This is a genomic window from Nocardioides thalensis (assembly GCF_013410655.1).
In the GTDB taxonomy this organism is placed as follows: Bacteria; Actinomycetota; Actinomycetes; order Propionibacteriales; family Nocardioidaceae; genus Nocardioides; species Nocardioides thalensis.
The window spans coordinates 3411695-3436056 of record NZ_JACCFP010000001.1 but is presented as its reverse complement, the minus strand read 5'-3'; the positions used below and the strand labels follow the sequence as shown (position 1 = coordinate 3436056).

The following is a 24362-nucleotide window of genomic DNA, read 5'->3' as shown; positions in this document are numbered from 1 at the left end:
ACCGGGCACGTGCTGATCTACGACGCAGCGAGGCTGCGCGAGCCGACGATGCCGGGCCTCGTCGAGCCTTGCCAGGTGCTCACACCCGCTGGCCTGGCCGTGTGGACCCGGGGCGCGATCGCCGTCGTCGAGAGAGCCGCACGATGGACCGGCAGGCCCCTTGCAGTCGTCTTGTACGCCGAGGAGGAGCGATCCCGAGAGAGGTGAGTGGCCCCACCGCATGATTGCTCATCCGCAGCGAGGTAGCCTCGGGGTGTGAGCGTGGCCCAGCGGGACGTCGTGCACGACGTCCTGTTCTCGGAAGATGACGACGAGCTGGCCGGCGTGGCCGGCGAGCGGCTCGCCGCAGCGCTCGCGGCCGGACAGTCAGCGATCGTCATCGCGACGCCCTCGCACCAGCACGTGTTCGCCGAGCGGGTGGCGGCCGCGGGCATCGACGACGCGGCTGCCGTGACGGACGGCACCCTGCTGATGCTCGACGCCGCCGCGACGCTCGACCTGCTCCGGCCCGACGGCGCGTTCGACCCGAGCGCCTTCGACGAGGTCGTCGGCAGCCTGGTCCGGGAGCGGGTGGCTCGCGGCCCGGTCTTCGCGTTCGGCGAGATGGTGGCGCTCCTCTTCGACGCCGGGCGGCCGCAGGAGGCGATCGAGCTCGAGTCCGCGTGGAACGAGCTGCTCCGGGAGACCGGGGCCGACCTGCTCTGCGCCTACCCGGGCGTGCTCCTGGAGGATCCGCAGCACGCGGTCCACATCGGCTCGGTCTGCGGCATGCACGGCGGCGTCGTCGCCGACGCCGTCTTCCGGCGCCAGTGGCAGCTCGAGGGCGAGCGCTCCAGCGGGTCGGAGGCACGGCGCCTGGTGGCGAACGCCCTGCGCTCCCGCGGCGTCGAGGAGGCCGCCTTCTACGAGACGCTCAGCGTCGTCACCGAGCTGGTCCTCAACGCGGTCGAGCACGCCCGTACCCCCCTGTCGCTCGAGGTGGTCATCGACGACGCCCACGTCTGCGTGCGCGTCGGCGACGGAAGCCCGCACCCACCCGTCGTACGTGAGCCGGGTCCGCGCAAGGTCAACGTCCAGCGCGGGCTCAAGCTCGTCGCAGGGCTGGCCGCCCGGTGGGGGTTCGAGCCCGCTGGCGCCGGCAAGGTCGTCTGGGCCGACGTGGCGCGCTGAGCGGGCCTCGTCCGGCCTCAGGCCCGCGCCGCCCAGGAGCCGGTGAGCCGGATCGGGTTGGTCAGCGCGACCATCTGCAGCGCGGGCACGCCCTCGAGCGGGTTGACCTCGAACGGGGTGTCGAGGCGCCGTACCTCCGCTCGGACCCATGGCGCCAGCGCGGTGGGCACCGTGACCGTCACGATTGCGCGGCCGGTGTCGTCGGTCAGCGCGCCGCCGAGCGGGGCGAGCGGCCCGAGCACCTGCGCGACGCACCGCGGCGCGCCCGTCACCTCGAGCCGCACCGGCACCAGCTGGCCGCCGCGCGCGCCGAGCCGCTCGCCGCACGTGGCCGTGCGCCCGTCGGCCGACGCCTCGAACGTGAGGCCGACCGCTGACGACTCGGCGAGCCACGAACGACCGCCACGCAAGCCGTCGACGATCGCGGGCACCGACAGCGTCGAGGCCCTGACCACCGTGTGCGGCTTGCCCACCACCTGGCCGGTGTGGTGCGAGTCGGAGCTGCCGACCGCCGGCACGAAGCGGCCCGTCGTCAGCCACGTGTGCCACTGCACGACGGCCACCTGGTCGTCGGCGGTCCACGGGCCGTTCCAGAGCTCGACGGCGTCCATGCCCTTGAGGTCGAGGCCGAAGCCCCAGGTGCTGCCGGGCGTCGGCGCCCACGGGTGGCACGCGACCGCCAGCCCGCCCAGGCCCTGCACCTGTTGGGTGAACCGCGCGAGCGTCGCGCGGTCCGTGTAGCGCCAGTCGATCCAGGTGCCGGCGGGTACGCCGGCCGCGATCCAGTGCCCGTTGCGCGTCGTGACCTCCTCACCGCAGACGACGAGAGGCGGCTCGGCGTCGCTGACGTGGGCGCCCCACGTCAGCGGCGCCGACGACGTGTTGTGCTCGGAGGAGCCGATGAAGTCGAGCCCTGCCTCGCGGGCGAGGGCGACCAGCGACGCCTGGGTGTGGCGGCCGTCGGAGTGGACGGTGTGCAGATGGAGGTCGCCGCGGTACCAGCCCTCGCCGGTGCCGACGACGGCCCGCGGCGGCGGTGTCGGCTCCGGCGCGGGCGTCGCGGCGCCGTACGTCAGGGTGACGTCGACGGTCCAGTCGACCCCGGGCGGCACCACCGCGAACGGCCCGAGCGCGACCCGCCACTCGCCCGGCTCGATCGGTCCGGCGAGGTAGCCGGGCGTCGCGCTGTCGGTGGCGACCCGGAAGCTGCGCCGTGCGCCGCCCGACCAGCCGCGGAAGCCGGCGGCGCTCCCGAGCGCCGTGCCGTCCTGGTCGAAGATCCCGATGTCGACGACGTTCGCGGTGAACCCGAGCCCGGTCTCGAGGGGCTGGAAGTCGTAGGAGACGTCGATGGCCTGCACCCCCGTCGGCACCTCGAAGGGCAGGTAGTGCCACGGCGCCTGGACGCCGCCGAACCGGCCGGCGAAGTGGTACGACGTCGGCACGGCGCCCGCTGCGGCGGGCGTCGTCAGGGTCGGGGGTACGACGACCGCGGCCGTCGCGCCGGCGCCGGCGGCGAGGAGCGCGCGCCGGTCGAGCCGGGGGAGATGGTGGTCACACATGACCGCCCAACGCCCGGTCGCCGGTCGTCGTTACGTGACGAGCGCCGGGTCAGCCCGCGGTCGTGAGCCCGCCGCGCACGTCGAGCTCCGGGTGCCGGGCGACGAGCGCGTCCGTGACGTGGCTGAACAACCGCGCGACGGCGAGGAAGTCGTCACGGTGGACGAGGTCGATGACGTTGGCGTGGATGCTCGCGACGTGGTCGGGAGCGGCCCGCTCGACCAGGGCTCGGCCCTTCGGGGTGATGCGCACCCAGGCGTCCGTGCCCCGGCCGGCGTGGGAGTCGCGGCTGATCCAGCCCGCGAGCTGCATGTGGGTGACCAGCCGGGTCAGCCGGCTCGGGTGGACCGCCTTGCCCACCGCGAGGTTCCCGGCGCACATGCCGTCGGGGCTCTCGCTCAGGACGACGAGCGCGACGTACTCCTCGAACGTGATCTTGTGCAGGCGACGCAGGTCCTCGTCGAGCTTGTCGATGAGGAGCGCGGCGCCGAGGACGATGCCTCGCCAGCCCTGCTGGAGGTGGGTGTCGCCCCACGCGAACGCCGTGCTGCTCGCGGCCGGGCCGGGATCCGTCATCACGGAGGATGTTTCGGCCGTTGCGGGGCCCGGTTGAGCATTCAACCGCCGCCTTCGGAGTGCCGTCACGCCCCGACTCAGGATCCTCGGCGCACTAGAACGCGTTCTACTACGCTGGCGGCCGTGACCAGGACCGAGTCCCTGCTGCGCGTCGCGGCCGCGTACGTCCTCGCCTTCGGCGTGGCGTCCGCCTGGCTCGCGTGGGCGCCCGACACCGCGTGGCTGTGGCTCGACGCGCTCGTCGCCGACGTCCTCGCGACCCTGGTCGTCTTCGCTGCGAGCCGGTGGCACCGCAACTCCAGCTTCTACGACGCCTACTGGAGCGTGCTGCCACCGTTCCTCGCCGGCTACTGGGTCCTCGCGAGCGGGGGAGCCGGCGACGACGCGCGTACGGCGCTGGTGCTGTTCGTGGTGTTCCTCTGGGCCGTGCGGCTCACCGCCAACTGGGTGATCACGTTCCCCGGCCTCCACCACGAGGACTGGCGCTACCCGATGGTGCGGGAGGGTGCCGGCCGGTGGGAGCTGGCGGCCGACCTGGTCGGCATCCACCTGGTGCCGACGTTCCAGGTGTTCCTCGGGCTGGTGCCGGCCTACGTCGCGCTCGCCCGACCCGGCCGCGACGTCGGCTGGCTCGACGGGATCGCCCTGCTGGTCGGGGTGGGTGCCGTCGCCATCGAGCTGGTCGCCGACGGGCAGATGCGGCGGTTCATCCGGACCCGTCCGCCCGGCGGGGTGATGGACCAGGGCCTGTGGGCCTGGTCGCGCCACCCCAACTACTTCGGTGAGATCAGCTTCTGGGGCTCGCTCGCGTTGTTCGGGATCGCCGCGTCGCCGGGCGACTGGTGGTGGCTCCCGGTCGGGGTCGTCGCGATGGTGGCGATGTTCCTCGGCGCCAGCATCCCGATGATGGAGAAGCGCAGCCTCGAGCGGCGGCCGTCGTACCAGGACGTCATCGACCGGGTGCCGATGCTGGTGCCGCGTCCACCGCGCCGGGCGGTCTCGTGACCCGGCCCCGTGTCGTCGTGGCGGGGCTCGGGGACAGCGGCCTGCTGACGGCGATCCACCTCGCGCGCCACGTCGACGTCGTCGGGGTCTCGACGAAGCCCGGTCTCGTCAGCGGGCAGGAGCTCGGGATGCGGCTGGCGCGCCCGGAGGACTGGGTGCGGGACTACTGGACGTCGTTCAGCCGCTACCGCAGGCTCGACGGGGTCCGTACCGTCCACGGCGAGCTGACCGGCCTCGACGTCCGAGCGCGCACGGTCACCGTGGTGGTCGCCGACGGGACCAGTGTCGCGGAGCCGTACGACGTGCTCGTGATCGCCACCGGTGTGACCAACGGGTTCTGGCGCCGGCCCCACCTACAGACCCGCGACGAGGTGGCCGCCGACCTCCGTGCCGCGCACCAGCGGCTGGCCGAGGCGCCCACGGTCGTGGTCGTGGGCGGCGGGGCCGCCGCGGTCGGCACCGCTCTCAACCTGGCCGTGCGATGGCCCGACAAGCAGGTGGAGCTCTGCTTCCCCGGCGACCGAGCGCTGCCCCGGCACCACCCCCGCGTGTGGAGTCACGTACGGCGCCGCCTGGTGACTGCCGGCGTCGGCCTGCGCCCGGGCCATCGCGCCGCGATGCCGGACGGGTTCGCGGGCGATCGGATCACCGAGGGGCCGGTGGAGTGGTCGACCGGGCAACCGCCCCTGGCGGCCGACGCCGTGGTCTGGGCCGTCGGCAAGGTGCGGCCCAACACCGGCTGGATCCCGGGGAGCCTGCTCGACGAGCAGGGCTTCGTCCGCGTCCTGCCGACGCTCCAGCTGCCCGGTCACCCGGAGGTCTTCGCGGTCGGCGACGTGGCGGCCACCGACCCGCTCCGGTCCTCGGCGCGCAACCGCGCCGACCGCCTGCTGGCCGCCAACGTCCGGGCCCTCCTCGCGGGCCGGCCGCTGCGCGAGTTCCAGCCGCCCCGCTCGCGGTGGGGCTCGGTCGTGGGCCCGCAGGCCGACGGCCTCCAGGTCTTCGCGCCCTCCGGGCGGCCCTTCCGCTTCCCCGCGTGGTCGGTCACGCGCGTCCTGCAGCCGTGGATCGTCCGGAGGGGGATCTACGGCGGCGTGCGCATCGAGCGCTGACGGGTTCACCGAACCTTCACCGGCGCCACAGTGGCGCGCCCGGGCGCGGCGACCTAGGGTCGGCTGCAGTCCCCGTCCCCGCCCTCTCGGGAGGTCGCCGTGCGTCGTCGTACGCCGCTCGTCCTGTCCACCGCGGCCGCGCTCGCCCTCGGTGGCGCGCTCGCCGCGACCTCGTCGCCCGCCACCGCCCATCGCGGGCCCGACGACGGCCACCACCGTCAGGACCCGGTGCGGTTCGCGACGTTCAACGCCTCCCTCAACCGCAACGCGGAGGGCCAGCTCGTCGCCGACCTGTCGACGCCGGACAACGAGCAGGCGCAGAACGTCGCCGAGACGATCCAGCGGGTCGACCCGGACGTGGTGCTCATCAACGAGTTCGACTACGCACCCGAGGCCGTCGACCTGTTCCGCGACAACTACCTCGAGGTGTCGCAGAACGGCGCGGACCCCGTCGAGTACCCCTACGCGTTCATCGCGCCGTCCAACACCGGCGTGCCGAGCGGCTTCGACCTCAACAACAACGGGCAGGTCTCCGGCGGCGACGACGCGTTCGGCTTCGGGCTCTTCCCGGGCCAGTACGGCATGGTCGTCTACTCCAAGCACCCGATCGACGCCGCCCGGGCGCGCACGTTCCAGCACTTCCTCTGGAAGGACATGCCGGGCGCGCTGCTGCCCGACGACCCGGCCACGCCGGAGCCGGCCGACTGGTACTCACCCGAGGAGCAGGAGGTGTTCCGGCTGTCGTCGAAGTCCCACTGGGACCTGCCGATCCGCGTCGGTCGCCGCACCGTGCACTTCCTCGTCTCGCACCCGACGCCGCCGACGTTCGACGGCGCCGAGGACCGCAACGGCACCCGCAACCACGACGAGATCCGGTTCTGGGCCGACTACGTGCGCGGCGGGCGCGCGGCGTCGTACATCTACGACGACGAGGGCGAGTACGGCGGGCTGCGCCGCGGCGAGAGCTTCGTGATCGCGGGTGACCAGAACGCCGACCCGCTCGACGGCGACTCGGTGGACGCCGCGATCCAGCAGCTGCTCGAGCACCCGCTGGTCGAGGACCCGCTGCCGACGTCGGAGGGTGGGCCGGAGGCCGCCGTGCTCCAGGGCGGCGCCAACGCGACGCACGACGGCGACCCGGCCTACGACACCGCGGACTTCAACGACAACCCGGCGCCGGGCAACCTGCGCGCCGACTACGTCCTCCCCGCGCGCCGACTGAAGGTGAAGGGCGCCGGCGTCTTCTGGCCGACGACCGACGACCCGCTCTACCGGCTCACCGGCAGCTACCCGCCGCCGACCTCGGACCACCGCCTCGTCTGGGTCGACGTACGACCCTGAGGCTGAGGTCCGAGGACGACGGCGACCATCCGCTGGACGGTCGAGCGTTGCCCCTCGGTGCTAGGTGAAGAGGCTGACTCCGCCGGGGCCCACGAGCAGGCCGACGACGATCAGCACGGCCCCCCAGAGGACCTCGCCTCGAAAGAGGCTCACGATGCCGGACACCACCAGGATGACGGCAAGGATCCACAAGATGAGTTCCACGGTTCCTCCTCAGGTCTGAGCCTCGCGGCTCGGACTTGAAGTACCCCGCGACTCAGCCGGCATCCTCCTCGGAAACCACGTGCATGGCGGCCTCCTCGGCGCTGGCCGCCGCGCCGTCGATGCCGACGTCGCGCCCGACCAGGTCCTTCTCGCCGTCCTCGCCGAACCCCTCGTCGGGGTCGACCAGGCGTCCGGCGCGCTGGTCGCCGACCTCGTGCTCGCCGTCCGACTCCTGCTCGTCGAGCTCTTCGGCCTCGAGGTAGGGATCGGGCTCGGCCTCCTCCTGGGCGAGGCGGGCGTCGAGCGGCTCGCCGTGCTCCTCCTCCCAGGGCGTGTTGCCGTACTTCTGGGCCACCGACCACTTCTCGGGCGCGGTGTAGCCGCGGTCGAGCTCGTCGTCCACGTCCTGGTCGCCGAGGGTGTCCTCGGGATTGAGCTGGGTCTCGTCGTCGACGCTGTAGTCGCCGTAGGACTCGCGATCGCCCGGATCCATGTTGCTCATGCCGTCGACGTTACCCCCGGCCTGATCGTGGATACGCTGCGCTCGTGGAGTCCCTCGCCCTCACCTTCTCGAGCGGCTGGGCCAGCGGCGTCAACGCCTATCTGGTCGTGCTGGTCCTCGGCATCGCCGAGCGGGTCGCGCCCTCCACGGAGATCCCCGACGTGCTGGGGCGCTGGGAGGTGCTCGCGGTCGCAGGTGTCATGTACGCCTTCGAGTTCGTCGCCGACAAGGTGCCGTACGTCGACTCGACCTGGGACGTGATCTCGACCGTGATCCGGCCGGTGGTCGGCGGCGTCATCGGCACCCTGATCGCCGGTGACTCCGCGGACCTGAGCGGGCTCACGGGCGGCGCCGTCGGCGGGGTGAGCGCGTTCGCTTCCCACGCGGTCAAGGCCGGCACCCGGATGGCGGCGAACACGATGCCGGAGCCTTTCACCAACATCGGCCTGAGCGTGGGCGAGGACGTGGTCGTGCTCGGGCTGGTCTGGTTCGCGATCGAGCACCCGTACATCGCGGCGGGCATCGCGGGCGCGCTGCTGCTCGTCGGGCTGGTCGTGCTCTGGCTGGCGATCCGGATGATCAGGCGCGGGTGGGCCCGGTTCAAGGCGTGGCGGGAGCGGCGCCGTACGCCCCGGAGCCCGGCTGCGCTCACCTAGGCGCTCCGAGGCTCGCTTCGCTCGCACCTCAGCACAAGCACTTCGAGGCTCGCTCCGCTCGCACCTCAGCACAAGCACTTCGAGGCTCGCTGCGCTCGCACCTCAGCACAAGCATTGACTTTAGTTCAAGGGTCGTACTAAATACTCCCTATGGCCCTCGTCCTCGGTGTCGACTCCTCGACCCAGTCCACGAAGGCGGTCCTCGTCGACGCCGACGACGGCACCGTCATCGAGCAGCGCAGCGCCCCGCACCCCGCGGGCACGGAGGTCGACCCGCGCGCCTGGCTGGAGGCCTTCGACGCCGCGACGGCAGGCCTGCTCGACCGGGCGGCAGCGGTCGCCGTGGGCGGCCAGCAGCACGGGATGGTGGCCCTCGACGCGGCCGGCGAGCCGGTGCGCGACGCGCTGCTGTGGAACGACACCCGGTCCGCCGCGGCGGCGGAGGCCCTGATCGCCGAGATGGGTGGCCCGCAGGCGTGCGCGGACGCGATCGGCTCGGTGCTGGTGGCATCGTTCACCTCGAGCAAGCTGCGCTGGCTGCGCGACCACGAGCCCGACAACGCCGCCCGCGTCGCCGAGGTGCTGCTGCCGCACGACTACGTCTCGCGCCACCTCGCCGCGCCCGGCACCGCCGCGTTCACCGACCGCGGCGACGCCTCCGGCACCGGCTACTTCGCAACCGCCGCGGGGGAGTGGCGCCCCGACCTGGCCAAGGCCGCCCTGGGGCACGAGCCGGCGCTGCCCGCGGTCGTCGCCCCCGGCGCCGTCGCGGCGCAGACGCCCACGGGCCAGGTGGTCGCCGCCGGCACCGGCGACAACATGGGCGCGGCGCTCGGGCTCGACCTGCGACCCGGCGACGTGCTCGTGTCCATCGGCACCTCCGGCGTCGCCTCGACCGTGAGCCGCAGCCCGATCGCCGACGGCACCGGCACCGTGACCGGGTTCGCCGACGCGACCGGCGGCTTCCTGCCGATGGTCACCACCATGAACGCCGCCGGCATCCTCGACCTCCAGGCCCGCTGGCTGGGCGTCGACCACGACGAGCTGGCCATGCTCGCCCTCCAGGCGCCTGCCGGAGCGCACGGCGTGACCCTGCTGCCCTACTACGGCGGCGAGCGCACCCCCAACCGGCCCGGCGCGACCGGCACCTGGGCGGGGCTGACGCCCCGGACGACGCGGGCCGACCTCGCGCGGGCCGCGTTCGAGGCCCTGCTGTGCTCGCTGGCCGACGGCGTCGACGCCCTGCTCTCGGCGACCGGCGACGAGCCACAGCGGGTCATGCTCGTCGGTGGCGCGACCCGCTCGCCCGCCGTGCGGACGCTCGCGCCCGCCGTGCTCGGGCGCTCGGTGCTGCTCCCGCCGGCGGGGGAGTACGTCGCCCGCGGCGCCGCCCGCCAGGCCGCCTGGGCCCTCAGCGGCGCGGCGGAGCCGCCCGACTGGCCGCTCGCCGACACCGAGACCCTCGACGCGACGCCCGCGCCCGCCGTACGAACGGCCTATGCGGCGCTGCGCGACCGAGTCTGACCCACCACCCCATCGAGAGGAAGACATGACCATCGAGATCCCGGCGCCGTCGCCGAGCGACAAGTTCTCCTTCGGCCTCTGGACCGTCGGCTGGCAGGCCCGCGACCCGTTCGGCGACGCGACGCGCGAGCCGATGGATCCGGTCTACGCGCTCGAGCGCCTGGCGGGGGTCGGCGCCTACGGCGTGAACTTCCACGACGACGACCTGATCCCGTTCGGCAGCGACGACGCCACCCGCGACGCCATCATCGAGCGCTTCAAGAAGGGCCTCGCCGACACCGGCCTGGTCGTGACCACCGCGACCACCAACCTGTTCACGCACCCGGTGTTCAAGGGCGGCGCGTTCACCGCCAACGACCGCGACGTGCGCCGGTTCGCGCTGCGCAAGGTGATGCGCAACATCGACCTCGCCGCCGAGCTCGGCGCCCAGGTCTACGTCTGCTGGGGCGGCCGCGAGGGCGCGGAGTACGGCGCCTCGCAGGGTGTGGCGGCCGCGCTCGACCGCTACCAGGAGGCGTTCAACGTCCTCGGCCAGTACGTGACCGACAAGGGCTACGACCTCAAGTTCGCGATCGAGCCCAAGCCCAACGAGCCCCGCGGCGACATCCTGCTGCCGACCGTCGGCCACGCGCTCGCGTTCATCGAGACCCTCGACCGTCCCGAGCTGGTGGGCGTCAACCCGGAGATCGGTCACGAGGAGATGGCCGGGCTCAACGCCGCCGCCGGCTACGCGCAGGCGCTCTGGCAGGGCAAGCTCTTCCACATCGACCTCAACGGGCAGAACGGCCCGAAGTACGACCAGGACCTGCGCTTCGGCGCCGGCAACGTGCGCGGCGCCTTCTGGGTCGTGGACACGCTGCTCGCGGGCGGCTATGACGGTCCCGTGCACTTCGACTACAAGCCGGTCCGCACCGAGGACGACGAGGGCGTGTGGGTCACCGCGAAGGCCTGCATCGACAACTACCTGATCCTGCGCGAGAAGGCGAAGGCGTTCCGCGCCGACCCCGAGGTGGTCGCCGCGCTGGAGGCCGCGAGGGTGCCCGAGCTGTCCGTGCCGACGGTCGGTGAGGACGAGGGCTGGCAGCAGCTTCTGGAGTGGCCGCTGCCCGACGTCGAGGCGCTCGCCGCCCGCGGTGCCGCGTTCGAGCGGCTGGACCAGCTGGCGCTCGAGCACCTCTACGGCGTGCGCTGAGCGGCCGCATCGATGTCCGACACCGTACGGCGCCGCAACGCGGGAGCGGTCCTGCGCTCCCTGCGCGTCGACGGCCCGGCGAGCCGCGCGGAGCTGTCCGGGCGCACCGGGCTGGCGAAGGCGACCGTCGGCGCGATCGTCGGTGACCTGGAGGACGCCGGCGCCGTCCGCGAGCTCGAGCAGGTGCGCTCGGGCGACCGCGGCCGGCCCGGCCTCCGGCTCACGCTCGCCGGGGGGCGGCCGGTCGGCATCGGGTTCGAGGCCAACGTCGAGTACGTCGCCGCGGTGGTCGTCGACCTGTCCGGCCAGGTCCGCCACCGGGTGACCCGCCCCGTGCTCGACGTGCGGGACATCGAGGGGACGCTCGCCGACATCGCCGACGGTGTCGCCGACACGGTCCGGGTGGCGGGGCAGACCCCGGTCGGCGCCACCGCCGCGGTGCCCGGGCTGATCACCGAGGACGACCGCACCATCGCGTGGACGCCCAACCTGCGCCTGGCCGGCACCGGCGTCGCCGAGCGCATCGACGCCGCGTTCGGGTGGACCGACCGGGTGCGGGTCAACAACGACGCCGACTGCGCCGCGGTCGCCGAGCTCCACCACGGCGCCGGCCGGGGCAGCCGCCACCTGCTCTACCTCACCGGAACCGTCGGCATCGGCGCCGGCCTGGTCGAGGGCGGCCGCCTGGTGCGCGGCGCCCGCGGCTTCGCCGGCGAGGTCGGCCACCTGCCGATCGGCGAGCCGGGCGCGCGCTGCGGCTGCGGTCGCACGGGCTGCTGGGAGGCCTCCGTCGGCCTGCACGCGATGCTCGCCGCGGTCGGCCTGCCCGAGCTCGCCACGCCGGAGGAGACGGCGCGGGTGGTGGCCGAGAGGGCGCAGGCCGCGCCCGCCGTACGAGCCGCCGTCGAGAGGATCGGCGCCCGCCTCGGCCAGGGCCTGGCCATCGTCACCGGCATCCTCGACCCCTCGGTGATCGTCCTCGGCGGCTACTTCGAGCCACTCGGCGACCTGGTGCTCGCCCCCGCCCGCGACGTCCTCGCCGCCACCCTCGCCGCCCCCGTTCAGCAGGTCCCCGACCTCCGCCTCGGCGCGCTCGGCACCGAGGCCGCCGCCCTCGGCGCCGCCGAGCGCTCCCTCACCGCCCTCTTCGACGGCCTTGTCGACCTGGGTTAAGGCCGAGTCCTACCTCGTGGCGGGCCGAGTTGTACCTCGTGGCGGGCCGAGTTGGACCTCGTGGCACGTCGAGTTGGACCTCGTGGCACGTCGAGTTGTACGCCGTGGACCACCCGCGTGATCAGGTACAACTCGGCCGACCAGCACCCACAACTCGGCCGACCATCACCCACAACTCGGCCGACCATCACCCACAACTCGGCCGACCATGACCTACAACTCGGCTAGCCGGCGAGGCGGGAACGGGCGTCGGTGATGGCGGTGGCGAGGCTGGCGACGGGGTCGGCGAACACGGGCTCGAGGGCGATCTCGGCCGCGCCGAGGAGGACCGAGTCGGCGCCGAGGCCGGGGACCGCGAGCCGCACCGACTCCAGCGCGGGGGCCATCGTGCGCTCGGCGAGACCGGCGGTGACCTCGGACCGCATCAGCCGGAACAGCGGCTGGAAGTAGCCGCCCAGGATCACCAGGCTCGGGTTGTAGGAGTTCACCACGTCGGCGAGGCCGCGGCCGATGCTGGCGGCGATCGGGCGCAGCTCGCGCGGGGGAGCGGTGATCTCGTCGAGCACCTCGCCGAGCCGCACCACCTGGTCGGCCGGCGACTTCACCGCGGCCGCGATCGCGTGCGCGCCGACGGCCGTCTCCCAGCAGCCGCGACTGCCGCAATGGCACAACGGCCCGCGCGGGTCGAAGTTCATGTGGCCGACCTCGCCGGCGTAGCCGCCGGCGCCCTGCAGCCGCACCCCGCCGGTGATGACGCCGGCACCGACGCCGACGTTGCCGGAGATGTAGATCAGGTCGTCTATTCCTACGCCGGCACCGCGATGGTGCTCGGCGAGCGCGCCGAGGTCGGCGTCGTTGCCGAGCCGGACCGGCACGTCCAGGTCGAGCGCGGCGAGCACGATCGACCCGAACGACACGTCGCGCCAGCCGAGGTTGGGCGCCTGCCGCACCAGTCCGTCCGTACGGCGGACCAGACCCGGCACGCTGATGCCGATGCCCAGCAGGGGCGCGTGCTCCGGCGCCCACGACACGACGTGTCGCACCAGCGCGGCCACGGCCGCGCCGACCTGCCAGGCCTCGGTGTCCTCGTTGATCGCGGCCTCGGCGCGCTCGGCGATCCGGCCGCCCAGCCCGACCCGCGCCACGACCGCGCGGTCGACGCCGAGGTCCACGGCGACGACGTACGGTCCCGCATCGACCACGCGCACGCCCGCCGACGGCCGCCCGGCGGTACGCCGCCCCGCGCCCGCCGACCCGGTGGCCGGGTCGGCGTGCTCGGTGAGCCCGAGCTCCGCCAGCTCGCCGACCAGCCCCGCGATGGTGCTGCGGTTGAGCCCCATCAGGCTGGTCAGCTCGGCACGGGAGATCTCCCCGGTCCGGTGCACGTGGCGGAGCAGGGTCCCGAGATTGTGGCGGCGCACCCCCTCCTGGTTGGTGCCGGCGCCGCGCTGCCTGGTCGTCATCGGTCCTGCTAGACGCCTGCGGAGGAACGTCGGCGGCGGGAGATCGCGTCCACGCTGGCCGCGAGCAGCAGCACGCCGCCGGTGACCAGGAAGTTGATGTAGCTCGCCTGGTTGAGCAGGCCCAGCCCGTTGGGGATGGTCGCGATCACCAGACCGCCGATGACGGCGTCGATCGCGCGGCCGCGGCCGCCGAAGAGGCTGGTGCCGCCGATGACTGCCGCGGCGACCGCGTACAGCAGCTCGTTGCCGCCGCCGGAGCCCGGGGAGACCTTGCCGGTGTACGACGCCGCGAGCAGGCCGCTGATGGCCGCCATCGAGGTACAGATCATGAACGCCGCGATCTTGATGCCGGTCACGTTGATGCCCGCGCGGCGCGCGGCCTCGGCGTTGCCGCCGACGGCGTAGAGGTGCCGGCCGAACCGGGTGCGGGTCAGCACGAACGTCCAGAACAGCAGCAGTGCGATGACGACCGGAGCCGCCCACGGGATGCCGCTGATGTTGAACAGCAGCGGGTTCGGGGCGCGGTTGTCGCTCAGGAGGGCGGTGACGCCCAGGACGACCGCGGCGAGCACGCCGATCTGCAGCAGGATCAGTCCGAGCGGCTTGTGGACCAGTCCCTTCGCCGACCGCGTGCGGTACTTCCACAGCGACAGGCCGGCGAAGCCGACCACGATCGCGATCGCTGCGATCCAGCCGGCCGTGACCGGCACGTTCTTGATCGAGAGATCGCGGAGCACGCCGGTGACCCGGAGCGAGCCGCCCGAGCCGATGAGCTTGAGCGGGACCGCCTGGAGGGCGAGGAAGAACGCGAGCGTGACGACGAAGGACGGGATGCCCAGGGTGGCCACCAGGACGCCGATCACGAGACCGATGACGGCACCGGCGGCGAGTCCTGCCAGCGTGGCGAGCCACCACTCCCAGCTGTAGTCGATCATCACCAGGGTCGTGATCGTCGCCGAGGCGCCGCCCGCGACACCCGCCGACAGGTCGATCTCGCCGAGGAGGAGCACGAACACCAGGCCCATTGCGAGCACGATGATCGAGCCGGCCTGCACCACGAGGTTGGCCATGTTGTAGGTGGTCAGGAAGCGGTCGTGGAGACCGGTGAACACCGCGAACAGGACGACGAGGCCGAGGATGGCGGGGAGCGATCCCATGTCGCCGCCGCGGAGCCGGTTGAGGTAGTCGGTGACGGCGTCGCGGACGGTGGCCGCGTGGTGCGCGTCGGAGTCGAAGCCGGCGCGCTGGGCGGCGGGCTCGGTGGTCGCGTTGTCGGACTGCAGAGTCATCGCGGCCTCCTCAGATCGTCGCCGTGGCGGCTTCGCGGATGCCGAGGTCGCCGGAGCGGCCCGCGGTGATCAGCTCGACGACCTGGCTGTGGGTGAGGTCCCGCGCGGGGACGTCGGCCGCGACCCGGCCGAGGTAGAGGGCGGTGATCCGGTCGGCGACCTCGAACACGTCGTTCATGTTGTGCGAGATGAGCACGACACCCAGGCCGCGGTCGGCAAGGCGGCGGACCAGGTCGAGCACCTGCCGCGTCTGGGCGACGCCCAGGGCCGCGGTCGGCTCGTCGAGGAGCACGATCTTGGAGTTCCAGAGGACCGCCTTCGCGATCGCGACGGTCTGCCTCTGGCCGCCGGACAGGCTGGCCACGCTCTGGCGCACCGACTTGACGGTGCGCACCGAGAGCGAGGCGAGCGTCTCGCGCGCCTTCTCCTCCATGGCGTTGTCGTCGAGGACACCGCCCTTGCGGAGCTCACGCCCGAGGAACATGTTGTCGACGATGTCGAGGTTGTCGCACAGCGCGAGGTCCTGGTAGACGACCTCGATCCCGAGCGCGGCGACGTCGCGCGGACCGTGCACGTGGACGGGCGCACCCTCGAAGACGTAGTCGCCGCTGTCGCGACCGTAGATGCCGGCGATGACCTTCACCAGGGTGGACTTGCCCGCGCCGTTGTCGCCGACGAGCGCGGTGACCTGGCCGGGGTAGACGGCGAAGTCGACGTCGTGCAGGACGTGGACGACGCCGAAGCTCTTGTTGACGCCACGCAGTTGGAGGATCGGTACGGCGGGCTGCTCGCCGTACTCGAGGGGCATCGAGGAAGTCATGTGGAACGGGCTCCGATGTGCTCGGGATTTGTTGGGCGGATCTACATATGCCGGGTGCGACTGGTGCGCGCCCGACGGGTGCCCGCGCCCCGGGATCGCCGGGGCGCGGACGCCGTCAGGTGGTGCTGTTCAGAGGTGGTGCAGGGTCACGGAGTGATGCCCGCGTCCGCACACATCTGCTCGTACTCGCCGGCGCAGACGTCCTCGTAGGTCTGGCCACCGTCGGCGATCACGTCGCCGACGTTCTCGGCCGTGATCGACTGGGGCTCGAGCAGGATCGACGGCACCTCGCGGCCCGACTCGCTGTCGGCCGTGGTGCCGGTGGTCTCCGCCTCGCCACCGGTGGCCAGCGCGATCGCGACCTCGGCGAGAGCGTTCGCCTCCTGCGTGGCCGACTTGTAGACGGTCATGCACTGGGTGCCGGCGAGGATGTTCTGCAGGCCCTCGACGGTCGCGTCCTGGCCGGTGACCGGGACCTTGCCGGCCTGGCCCTTGCCCTCGAGGATGCTGATCGCCGCGCCGCCGAGGCCGTCGTTGGCCGCCAGCACGCCGTCGACCTTGCCGCCGGCGGCGGTGTAGAGCTGCTCGAAGATGACTGCAGCCTCCTCGTTGTCCCAGTCAGGGACGGCCTGCTCGCCGACGACCTTGTACTGCGTCATCGGGTCGAGCACGCTGTGCGCGCCCTCGGCGAAGAGGGTCGCGTTGTTGTCGGTCGGCGAGCCGTTCAGGTAGACGATGTTCGCCGGCTTGTCGCCGAGGCAGTCGGCCAGGCCCTGGCCCTGCAGCTCGCCGACCTTCACGTTGTCGAACGAGACGTAGTACTCGGCCGAGCCGCCCAGCGTGAGCCGGTCGTAGTCGATGGTCGCGACACCCGCGGACGCGGCCTTCTCCTGGATCGCCGCGCCGGACGCGGAGTCGAGGTTGACGATCGCGAGCACGGTCACGCCGTCACCGATCATCGTGTCGGCGATCTGCGTCATCCGCTCTGCGTCGCCCTCGGCGTTCTGGATGTCGCACTCGACGCCGGCCTCGTCACAGGCCGCCTGGATCGCCGGCCGGTCCGCGCTCTCCCAGCGGACCGACGACTCGGTGTCCGGGAGGATGACGCCGATCTTGCCCTGGACGTCGCCGCCGTCACCGCCTGTGTCGCTGCCACTGCCGTTGCTGTCGTCCTCGCCGCATGCCGCGAGCGAGAGCGCGAGCCCGAGCCCCACCGCGACGAGCGCGCTGCGCTTGCCCTTCACCATCAACCGCCTCCTTGCGATCCTCGGCCCGGCGCGTCCGGGGTGGCGCACCTCCACGCGGCCGATATGTTGTTCGGCACAACATATTGAGTGGCGCCGGTCACGTCTAGAGGCAAGGCGAAAGTATTTCGAACCGTGACCTCTTGCACGATCCAAAGGCCCGCCGGGCGCTCCGCAGGGACCTAGCGGGCGTCGTACAGCGTCGTGCGCTCGCGCACCGGGCGGTCGATGCCGGCCCCGATCTCGACCAGCTCGGCGACGGTCTTGGCCGATCCGTGCTCGGAGCCGGCCATCCGGGAGATGGTCTCCTCCATCAGGGTGCCGCCGAGGTCGTTGGCGCCGGCGCGGAGCATGGCGCGGGTGCCGTCGACGCCGAGCTTGACCCAGCTGGTCTGGATGTTGGAGATCCGGCCGTGCAGCAGGATCCGCGCCATCGCGTGCACGGCGAGGTTGTCGCGCAGGGTCGGGCCGGGCCGGGCCACGCCGGCGAGGTAGATCGGTGCGGAGGTGTGCACGAACGGGAGCGGGACGAACTCGGTGAAGCCGGCGCTGCCGTGCTCGCGCGCGGCGTCCTGCACCTTCCTCAGCACGTTGAGGTGGGCCACCCAGTGGCGCGGGTTGTCGACGTGGCCGTACATCATCGTCGAGGTCGTCGGGATGCCGAGGCGGTGCGCGGTGGAGACGATCTCGATCCAGGTGCTGGCCGGGAGCTTGCCCTTGGTGAGCACCCACCGGACCTCGTCGTCGAGGATCTCGGCCGCCGTTCCCGGCAGTGAGCCCAGGCCCGCTTCGCGGGCCTTGATCAGGAAGTCCTCGATCGACAGGCCGGTGCGGGCGGTGCCGTTGACGACCTCCATCGGCGAGAACGCGTGCACGTGCATGTCGGGCACCCGCTTCTTCACGGCCTGCACGAGGTCGAAGTACGCCGTCGCGGGCAGCTGCGGGTCGATCCCGCCCTGCATGCACACCTCGGTGGCACCGAGGTCCCACGCCTCCTGGGCGCGGTCGGCCACCTCGTCGTAGGACAGCGAGTAGGCGTCGGCGTCGGTGCGGCGCTGCGCGAACGCACAGAAGCGGCAGCCGACGTAGCAGACGTTGGTGAAGTTGATGTTGCGGTTGACGACGTAGGTGACGGTGTCGCCGACCGTGTCCCTGCGCAGGTCGTCGGCAAGCCGGACGACCTGCTCGAGGAGCTCGCCCTCGGCCGTCATCAGGGTGAGCGCGTGCTCGTCGGAGAGGTTGCCGGGGTCGGCCTCGGCTGCACGGAGAGCGGCCGCCTGGTCTCGTGACGGCCGCGACCGGCCTCCTCGACCGCCGGCGGCAACCCTGCCGGCCTGGTCGCGGACCTCGTCCCAGTCGCCGTAGACGTTGTCGAAGTCGGACCGGCGGTCGTCGGTGCGGCCCTCGGCGTCGACCGCGGCGTGCAGGTCGGTGCGGCCCGCGCTCTCGAAGCCGCCGTCGGGCTCCTGCCAGGGCAGGCCGACCGGTTTGACACCGGGGATCGCGAGCCCGTCTTCCCCCGCGAGGGCGGCGACGTGACCGGCGACGCGCGGGTCGATCCACGGCTCGCCGTCACGTAGGCTGCCGACGACGTACTCGGGGTGCACGGTCAGCCGCGCCCGCAGGTCGAAGCCGCACTCCGCCGAGATCGCGCGCAACCGGTCGAGGGAGGGCCACGGCCGCTCGGGGTTGACGTGGTCCGGCGTCAGCGGCGAGACGCCGCCCCAGTCGTCGACACCGGCCTCGAGCAACAGGCGGCACTCCGCCGATCCTTCCGAGCTGTCGACCAGGTTGGGCGGCGCCTGCACCCGCGCCTTGGGGCCGAGCACGATCCGGGTGACGGCGATCGCCGCGCGGTACTCGTCCAGCCCGAGGTCGTCGGCGTGCCGCATCGCGGTGTCGGGCTTGGCGCGGAAGTTCTGGACGATCACCTCCTGCACGGCGCCGTAGGCGCGGGTCGTACGGCGCAGCGCGAAGATCGTCTCGGCCCGCTCCTGCAGCGTCTCGCCGATGCCGACCAGCAGCCCGGTCGTGAACGGGACGGACAGCCGCCCGGCGTCCTCCAGCACCCGCAGCCGGACCTCGGGATCCTTGTCCGGCGACCCGTAGTGGGCCTCGCCCTTGGTCTCGAACAGCCGCCGCGAGGTGGTCTCGAGCATCATCCCCATCGACGGGGAGACGGGCTTGAGCCGGTTGAGCTCCTCCCAGGACATGACGCCCGGGTTGAGGTGCGGCAGCAGGCCGGTCTCCTCCAGCACCCGCACCGCCATCGCCCGGATGTAGGCCAGCGTCGAGTCGTAGCCCTGCTCGTCCAGCCACGCCCGCGCCTCGGGCCAGCGGTCCTCGGGGCGGTCACCGAGGGTGAACAGTGCCTCGAGACAGCCGAGCTCGGCGCCGCCGCGGGCGATCTCGAGGATCTCGTCGGGGGAGAGGTACGGCGACCGCCCCTCGCGCGCCGCCTGGGCCGGCGTCTCGACGAACGTGCAGTAGTGGCACCGGTCGCGGCACAGCCGGGTGATCGGGATGAACACCTTCGGGGAGTACGTCACCACCCCCGGCCGGCCGGCGGCGAGCAGGCCCGCGTCGCGGACCTTCGCGGCCGCGGCGGTCAGCCGGTCGAGGTCCTCGCCGCGCGCCGCGAGGAGCGCGGTCGCCTCGGCGACGTCGATCGCGGCGCCGCGCTCGACACGGGCCAGCGCGCGTCGTACCTGCTGGGGGGTCGGCACGTCACTCACCGGGTCAGCCTAGAGGTGGGGGTCATGCTGCGGAGAACGTGTTCCACCCCTGGATCTAGTCCCACCTCAGTTGGGCAACCGGGCCTCGAGGCCCCCGACCTCCGCGACGAACTCCGCGTCCCACCCGGGAAACGCCGACCAGATGATGATCACGCCGCGCCCGCTCCGCGGCGTGACCAGCTTGACCCGGCAGCTGCCGCTGACCGACGTGCAGCGGCCGCCGTCCTCGACCAGCCGGGCGGTGATCCAGGACCGGCCCGGCCAGCCCTCGTAGCGCAGGTTCCAGCTGCGGCAGGGCGGGCTGCCGGCGCAGTCGTCCCGCGGTTCCCACCACACCCGTTGCGGCTCCGACCTCCCGCAGAACCGCCTCGCTGCGGTCCGGGTGCTTCCCCACGGGTACGTCGCGACGACCGTCGCCCGCACGCAGCCCTTGCGGCCGCCCCGCCCGGTGTCGAGGCGGTACGCCGTCCGCCGGAGCTCGCGAGCGTGCTCCGACCCCGCCGGGCCGACGTGGAGTGCGACCTCGGCGCCCGGGACCTCCGGCCGGACGAAGCGGAACACCACCGAGCGGTAGCCCGGCCTCGCCTCGGCCTCGGGCCGTGGCGCGTCGCTGGCGTAGCAGTCGTCGAGCCCGTCGCGGGCGCTGGTGAGAGCGGCCGCGTCGTCGGCGTCGGCGAGCGTCAGGATGGTGCCGGCGACGAGCTCCGCGACGGCGGTGCGCTCGAGGCCGGCCAGGCACTCGGTGTCGTCGAGGACCCACACCTCACCGAGCTGGGCACGCCAGTCGTCGGAGCAGTCGAGCAGCGCACCGGCGTAGGCGGTCGCGTCGGCGGCCGGCCAGGTGCCGGTGTAGCTCCACCCGCTGCCGTCGCGCTCGATCACGCCGGCCTGCTCCAGGTCGTCGGCCCGGCGGTCGCGGAGAAGCCGCTCGGCCGCGCAGGACCGCTGCTCGTCGTCGGCCCACTGCGGACCCTCGACGCTGCCGGCGATCGTCGCCGCCGCGTCCTTGTCGGTCGCGCTCAAGGGGCCGATGCCGAGCCGGCCGGTGCCGTACGCCCAGCCGCCGACGGCGAGGCCGCCGACGAGGACGAGCGCCAGCCCGGCAAGAACGACGGTGCGCGTCCGCGGGCGGCGACGCGCCGGAGGCGGCGGCGGGAGAGGTGGGCCGCCGGGCGTCCAGCCCGGCGGCGGGCCGAGCGGAGGCGGGCCGCTCGGAGGCGGGCCGCTCGGCGGGGGAGGCGGGGGAGGCGGGGGAGGCGGGGGAGGCGGGCCGCCGTACGGCGCCGGCCGGTCCCGAGGTTCCTCCACGACGGCTCTCCTGAGGGGAGGGGCCGCCGGTGCGGCCCGAGCAGGCAGCAGGTTAGTTCACCTGCTGGCGCCCCTGCCCGGGCCGCACCTTATGGGGTCATCCGAGCCTCAGACGGACACCGGGACCTTCCGCTCGTCGGGATCGGCGTCCGGATCGGCCGACCGGCCCGGACCGCCGCTGTCGAGCTTGCTCGGCCACCAGATCTTCCCGCCGATGTCGAGGTTGAGCGCGGTCACCAGGACCGACCTCACGATCATCGTGTCGAGCAGGACCCCGAGTGCCACCGTCGTCCCGAGCTGCAAGGTGAACGTCATCGGCATCGTGGCGAGCGTGGCGAACGTCGCCGCGAGGACGAGTCCGGCCGAGGTGATCACGCCGCCCGTCGACGACAGTGCGATCAACGAGCCCTTCCTCGTGCCGTGCTCGGCAGTCTCCTCCCGCACCCGGGTCATCAGGAAGATGTTGTAGTCGATGCCCAGTGCCACCAGGAACACGAAGGCGAACAACGGGAACCCTGGGTCGGTGTGCTCCCTGCCGTAGATGAAGTCGAACACGAGGCTGGAGAGGCCCAGTGCCGCGCCGAACGACAGGATCACCGTCCCGACCAGCAGCACCGGCGACAGCACCGACCGCAGCAGCCCCATCAGGATGAGCAGCACGGCGACCAGGACGATCGGGATGATCACCTTGTTGTCGCGTGCCGAGGCATCCATGATGTCGAGCGTCACGGCGGACATGCCGGTCGTGAGCGCGTCGGCCCCGGGGACGTCGTGCACGGCGTCGCGGACGTTCTCCACGGCGTCGAGGGCGTCATCGGAGTAGGGGTCGCTGTTGGTGAGCTCGGCGGCGATGAGCACGCTGCCGTCGATCGTCAGCGGCTGACCGTCGGGGCCCGGCACCAGCACCGGCTCGGCGATGCCCTCGACGTCCTGCATCGCGGCGACGACGTCCTCGGCCTTGTCCTCGTTGGCGACGACCTGCACCGGCGTGCTCGAGTCGACCAGCCCGTGGTCGGTCAGGATGCCCTGGCCGATCACCGAGTCCTGGTCGGTCGTGTACATCTCGTCGCTCGGGATGCCGCTGGTGTCGACCCGCAGGAAGCCCAGGCAGAGCACGGCGAGCACGGCCGCCGTACCGACCCAGACGATCCGCGGCCGCGGCGCGATGCCGTTGCCGACCTTGGCCCACAGGCCGGAGGCGGTGGGCTCCTCGCTGCCGAAGCGTGGGACGTAGGGCCAGAAAACCCAGCGACCGCAGATCACCAGCAGCGCGGGCAGCAGCGTCACCATGACCACGAACGTCACGGCGATGCCGATGGCGTTGGCCGGGCCCATGCCGGCGGTCGAGTTGAGGTCGGCGAACAGCAGGCACAGCAGGCCGACCACGACGGTCGCCGCGCTGGCGAGGATCGCCGGCGCAGCGCGGTGCAGCGCGAACGCCATCGCCTCGTGCCGGTCTTCGTGCCGCCTCAGCTCCTCGCGGTAGCGGGCCACGAGCAGCAGGGCGTAGTCGGTGCCGGCGCCGATCACCAGCACGGTCAGGATGAACTGGGTCTGACCGTTGACGGTGAGGTCGGTGTTCTTGGCCAGGAGGTAGAGCACGCCCATCGACGCGCCCAGGCCGACCACGGCGCTGATGATCGGCAGCAGCCACAGCACCGGGCTGCGGTAGCTGACGAGCAGGATCAGGATCACCACGCCGAGCGTGATCATCAGGAGGTTGGCGTCACCGCTCGAGAAGACGGTCGCGGCGTCGGCGCTCTGGCCGCCGGCGCCGGCGAGGTAGTTGTCGACCCCGTCGATCTCCGTGATGTCGTCGATCTCCTTCTTCAGGTCGGGCAGCTCCTCCCAGAGCTTGTCGCCGTAGTTGACCGTGAACTGGAGCATCGCGACCTGGCCGTCGTCGGAGACGAACGGGGTCGGTACGCCGGCCTCGGCGGCCGTGGCGGGCGTCAGCACCTCCGAGATGGCCTCGGGATCGATCGCCTGGATCTCGGCGGCGTGCTCCTCGATCGCGGCGAGGTCGGAGTCGGAGAGGCCGGACTCCTTGTAGTAGACGACGATCGTGCCGACGTCGTACTCGTCCTGGAACTGGTTGAGCTTCTCGAACGCCTTGGTCGACTCGGCGCTCTCGGGAAGCCACGACTCGGTCTCGTTGTTCTGTACGTCGATGAGCTTGCCGGCGAACGAGCTGAGGCCGCCGGCGATCAACAGGACCGCCACGAGGACGATCCACTTCGTGATGGGGCCGGTGAGTTTTCCGGCTATCTGACGGTGCATGTGGGGCAGCCTTCCAGGGACCGTGGACAGAGGCATCGGGTTTTCACCCTGAGACGACCCTGAGAAAGCATCGAAATCATCGGTGCCGGTCGTCCGAGGCATTCGACGACCGGCACCGAGGGTTTGTGACAGAGGGTCAGGCGACCCACTCCTTGAGCTGCGCGATCGTCGCGGCCGGGTCGTCGGAGGCGGGCGTGACCTGCAGGTTCGTCACTCCGGCCTCCTTGAAGGCGGCGATCCGCTCCTGCACGTACGACGCCGGACCGACCAGGTTGCCGGCCTCGAGCCACTCCAGCGGGACCAGCGCCTCGGCCTCCTTCTTCTTGCCGGCGAGGTACAGATCCTGGATCTCCGCAGCCTCCTTCTCGAAGCCGTACTCGCAGGCGAGCTGGTTGTAGAAGTTCTTGCCCTTCGCGCCCATGCCACCGACGTAGAGCGCGTAGATCGGCCGCATGAAGTCGAGGAACGCCTTCGTCTCCGGACCCTCGCCGATCGCGACCATGCCGCCGGCGCTGATCTGCAGCGGCCCGAGGTCCGCCGACCGCTTGGCGAGGCCCTTGTCGAGCGCCGCGCCCCAGACCTGGCGCGCCTTCTCGGGCATGAAGAGGAACGGAAGCCAGCCGTCGGCCACCTCGGCGGTCATGGCGACGTTCTTGTCGCCGAGCGCGGCGACCCAGATGGGCAGGTCGGCCCGCTCGGGCTTGTTGAGGAGCTTGAGCGGCTTGCCAAGGCCGAGGCCCTGGTCGGCGGGCAGCGGCAGCGTGAAGTCGCGGCCGGCGTACTCCAGCGGCTCGCGGCGCAGGCCCATGCGGAGGATCTCGATGACCTCGCGGGTGCGTCCGAGCGGACGCTCGTAGGGCATGCCGTGGAAGCCCTCGATCACCTGCGGCCCGGACGCACCGAGGCCGAGCACCGCGCGGCCGCCGCTCACGTTGTCGAGGCCCGCCGCGGTCTGCAGCAGCGCGCCCGGCGTACGGGAGTAGACGTTGAGGATGCCCGCGCCGATCTCGACCGTCTCGGTCTTGGCGGCGAGATAGCCCATGAGGGAGGGGGCGTCGAAACCGTAGGGTTCGGCTACCCAGATCGTGTCGAGTCCGGCCTTCTCCAGGGCCACTACCTGGTCGGCGGACTCGCGCGGGTTGCCTGCATAGACGAGGGGCATCGAGAGCTTCATGGGGCCAACTGTGACAGTATCGCTGTCACAATCG

At 72.4% G+C, this 24362-nt stretch carries 20 protein-coding genes; 8 read left to right on the top strand and 12 right to left on the bottom strand.

Going from position 1 to position 24362, the window contains the following annotated elements:
• Positions 1–255 precede the first annotated feature (255 nt).
• Positions 256–1170, top strand: coding sequence for an MEDS domain-containing protein (locus tag HNR19_RS16705; RefSeq protein ID WP_179668963.1), 915 nt, complete (start codon positions 256–258; stop codon positions 1168–1170).
• Between the two features lie 17 nt (positions 1171–1187).
• Here HNR19_RS16705 and HNR19_RS16700 read toward each other — a convergent pair whose 3' ends face one another.
• On the bottom strand, positions 1188–2732 hold the full coding sequence (locus HNR19_RS16700; RefSeq protein ID WP_179668962.1) for a CehA/McbA family metallohydrolase: 1545 nt from the start codon (positions 2730–2732) through the stop codon (positions 1188–1190).
• A 49-nt stretch (positions 2733–2781) separates the two neighbouring features.
• Positions 2782–3306, bottom strand: a complete 525-nt coding sequence (locus HNR19_RS22925; RefSeq protein WP_246303533.1) for a MarR family winged helix-turn-helix transcriptional regulator — start codon at positions 3304–3306, stop codon at positions 2782–2784.
• Between the two features lie 123 nt (positions 3307–3429).
• Between HNR19_RS22925 and HNR19_RS22920 the strand changes: the two genes are divergently transcribed.
• The 3 genes from HNR19_RS22920 to HNR19_RS16685 all read left to right on the top strand — a co-directional run bounded on the left by HNR19_RS22920 (position 3430) and on the right by HNR19_RS16685 (position 6764).
• Positions 3430–4311 carry a DUF1295 domain-containing protein gene (locus HNR19_RS22920; protein WP_343047242.1) on the top strand — a complete coding sequence of 294 codons (882 nt, stop codon included), beginning with the start codon at positions 3430–3432 and terminating at the stop codon, positions 4309–4311.
• Positions 4308–5423, top strand: a complete 1116-nt coding sequence (locus tag HNR19_RS16690; protein WP_179668960.1) for an FAD-dependent oxidoreductase — start codon at positions 4308–4310, stop codon at positions 5421–5423. Before HNR19_RS22920 ends, HNR19_RS16690 begins: the two co-directional genes overlap by 4 nt.
• A 99-nt stretch (positions 5424–5522) precedes the next feature.
• The gene (locus HNR19_RS16685; protein ID WP_218910290.1) at positions 5523–6764 is read left to right on the top strand and encodes an endonuclease/exonuclease/phosphatase family protein; all 1242 of its coding nucleotides are present in this window, start codon (positions 5523–5525) and stop codon (positions 6762–6764) included.
• Positions 6765–6824: 60 nt separating this feature from the next.
• On the opposite strand, the gene HNR19_RS16680 is transcribed toward HNR19_RS16685, so the two are convergent.
• Both HNR19_RS16680 and HNR19_RS16675 read right to left on the bottom strand, forming a co-directional pair.
• The gene (locus tag HNR19_RS16680; RefSeq protein WP_179668959.1) at positions 6825–6968 is read right to left on the bottom strand and encodes a GPGG-motif small membrane protein; all 144 of its coding nucleotides are present in this window, start codon (positions 6966–6968) and stop codon (positions 6825–6827) included.
• 52 nt (positions 6969–7020) lie between these two features.
• Entirely contained in the window at positions 7021–7470 is a 450-nt protein-coding gene (locus HNR19_RS16675) for a DUF5709 domain-containing protein (RefSeq protein WP_179668958.1), read from the bottom strand.
• A 44-nt stretch (positions 7471–7514) separates the two neighbouring features.
• Between HNR19_RS16675 and HNR19_RS16670 the strand changes: the two genes are divergently transcribed.
• The 4 genes from HNR19_RS16670 (at position 7515) to HNR19_RS16655 (ending at position 12015) form a co-directional block, all read left to right on the top strand.
• Positions 7515–8126 (top strand): DUF4126 family protein, encoded by a 612-nt coding sequence (locus HNR19_RS16670; protein ID WP_179668957.1) that lies wholly within the window; start codon positions 7515–7517, stop codon positions 8124–8126.
• Positions 8127–8276: 150 nt separating this feature from the next.
• Positions 8277–9650 (top strand): xylulokinase, encoded by a 1374-nt coding sequence (gene xylB, locus HNR19_RS16665; protein WP_179668956.1) that lies wholly within the window; start codon positions 8277–8279, stop codon positions 9648–9650.
• Between the two features lie 25 nt (positions 9651–9675).
• Positions 9676–10842, top strand: a complete 1167-nt coding sequence (gene xylA, locus HNR19_RS16660) for a xylose isomerase (protein ID WP_179668955.1) — start codon at positions 9676–9678, stop codon at positions 10840–10842.
• Between the two features lie 12 nt (positions 10843–10854).
• Positions 10855–12015 (top strand): ROK family transcriptional regulator, encoded by a 1161-nt coding sequence (locus tag HNR19_RS16655; protein ID WP_179668954.1) that lies wholly within the window; start codon positions 10855–10857, stop codon positions 12013–12015.
• Positions 12016–12239: 224 nt separating this feature from the next.
• Here the strand turns inward: HNR19_RS16655 and HNR19_RS16650 are convergent, their stop codons facing one another.
• The 8 genes from HNR19_RS16650 to HNR19_RS16615 form a co-directional block, all read right to left on the bottom strand.
• A complete protein-coding gene (locus HNR19_RS16650) occupies positions 12240–13478 on the bottom strand; it encodes an ROK family protein (protein WP_179668953.1) in 1239 nt (412 codons plus the stop codon).
• An 8-nt stretch (positions 13479–13486) separates the two neighbouring features.
• Complete coding sequence (locus HNR19_RS16645) at positions 13487–14767, bottom strand: sugar ABC transporter permease (RefSeq protein ID WP_179668952.1); 1281 nt, start codon at positions 14765–14767, stop codon at positions 13487–13489.
• Between the two features lie 10 nt (positions 14768–14777).
• Positions 14778–15587: an ATP-binding cassette domain-containing protein gene (locus HNR19_RS16640; RefSeq protein WP_246303532.1), complete on the bottom strand. Its 810-nt coding sequence runs from the start codon at positions 15585–15587 to the stop codon at positions 14778–14780.
• A gap of 146 nt (positions 15588–15733) precedes the next feature.
• Positions 15734–16834 carry a sugar ABC transporter substrate-binding protein gene (locus HNR19_RS16635; RefSeq protein ID WP_179668951.1) on the bottom strand — a complete coding sequence of 367 codons (1101 nt, stop codon included), beginning with the start codon at positions 16832–16834 and terminating at the stop codon, positions 15734–15736.
• Positions 16835–17013: 179 nt separating this feature from the next.
• Positions 17014–19566, bottom strand: a complete 2553-nt coding sequence (locus HNR19_RS16630; protein WP_179668950.1) for a bifunctional FO biosynthesis protein CofGH — start codon at positions 19564–19566, stop codon at positions 17014–17016.
• A gap of 66 nt (positions 19567–19632) precedes the next feature.
• The gene (locus HNR19_RS16625) at positions 19633–20874 is read right to left on the bottom strand and encodes a hypothetical protein (protein ID WP_179668949.1); all 1242 of its coding nucleotides are present in this window, start codon (positions 20872–20874) and stop codon (positions 19633–19635) included.
• Between the two features lie 108 nt (positions 20875–20982).
• Complete coding sequence (locus HNR19_RS16620) at positions 20983–23154, bottom strand: MMPL family transporter (RefSeq protein ID WP_179668948.1); 2172 nt, start codon at positions 23152–23154, stop codon at positions 20983–20985.
• A gap of 136 nt (positions 23155–23290) precedes the next feature.
• Complete coding sequence (locus HNR19_RS16615; protein WP_179668947.1) at positions 23291–24328, bottom strand: LLM class F420-dependent oxidoreductase; 1038 nt, start codon at positions 24326–24328, stop codon at positions 23291–23293.
• Positions 24329–24362 lie beyond the last annotated feature (34 nt).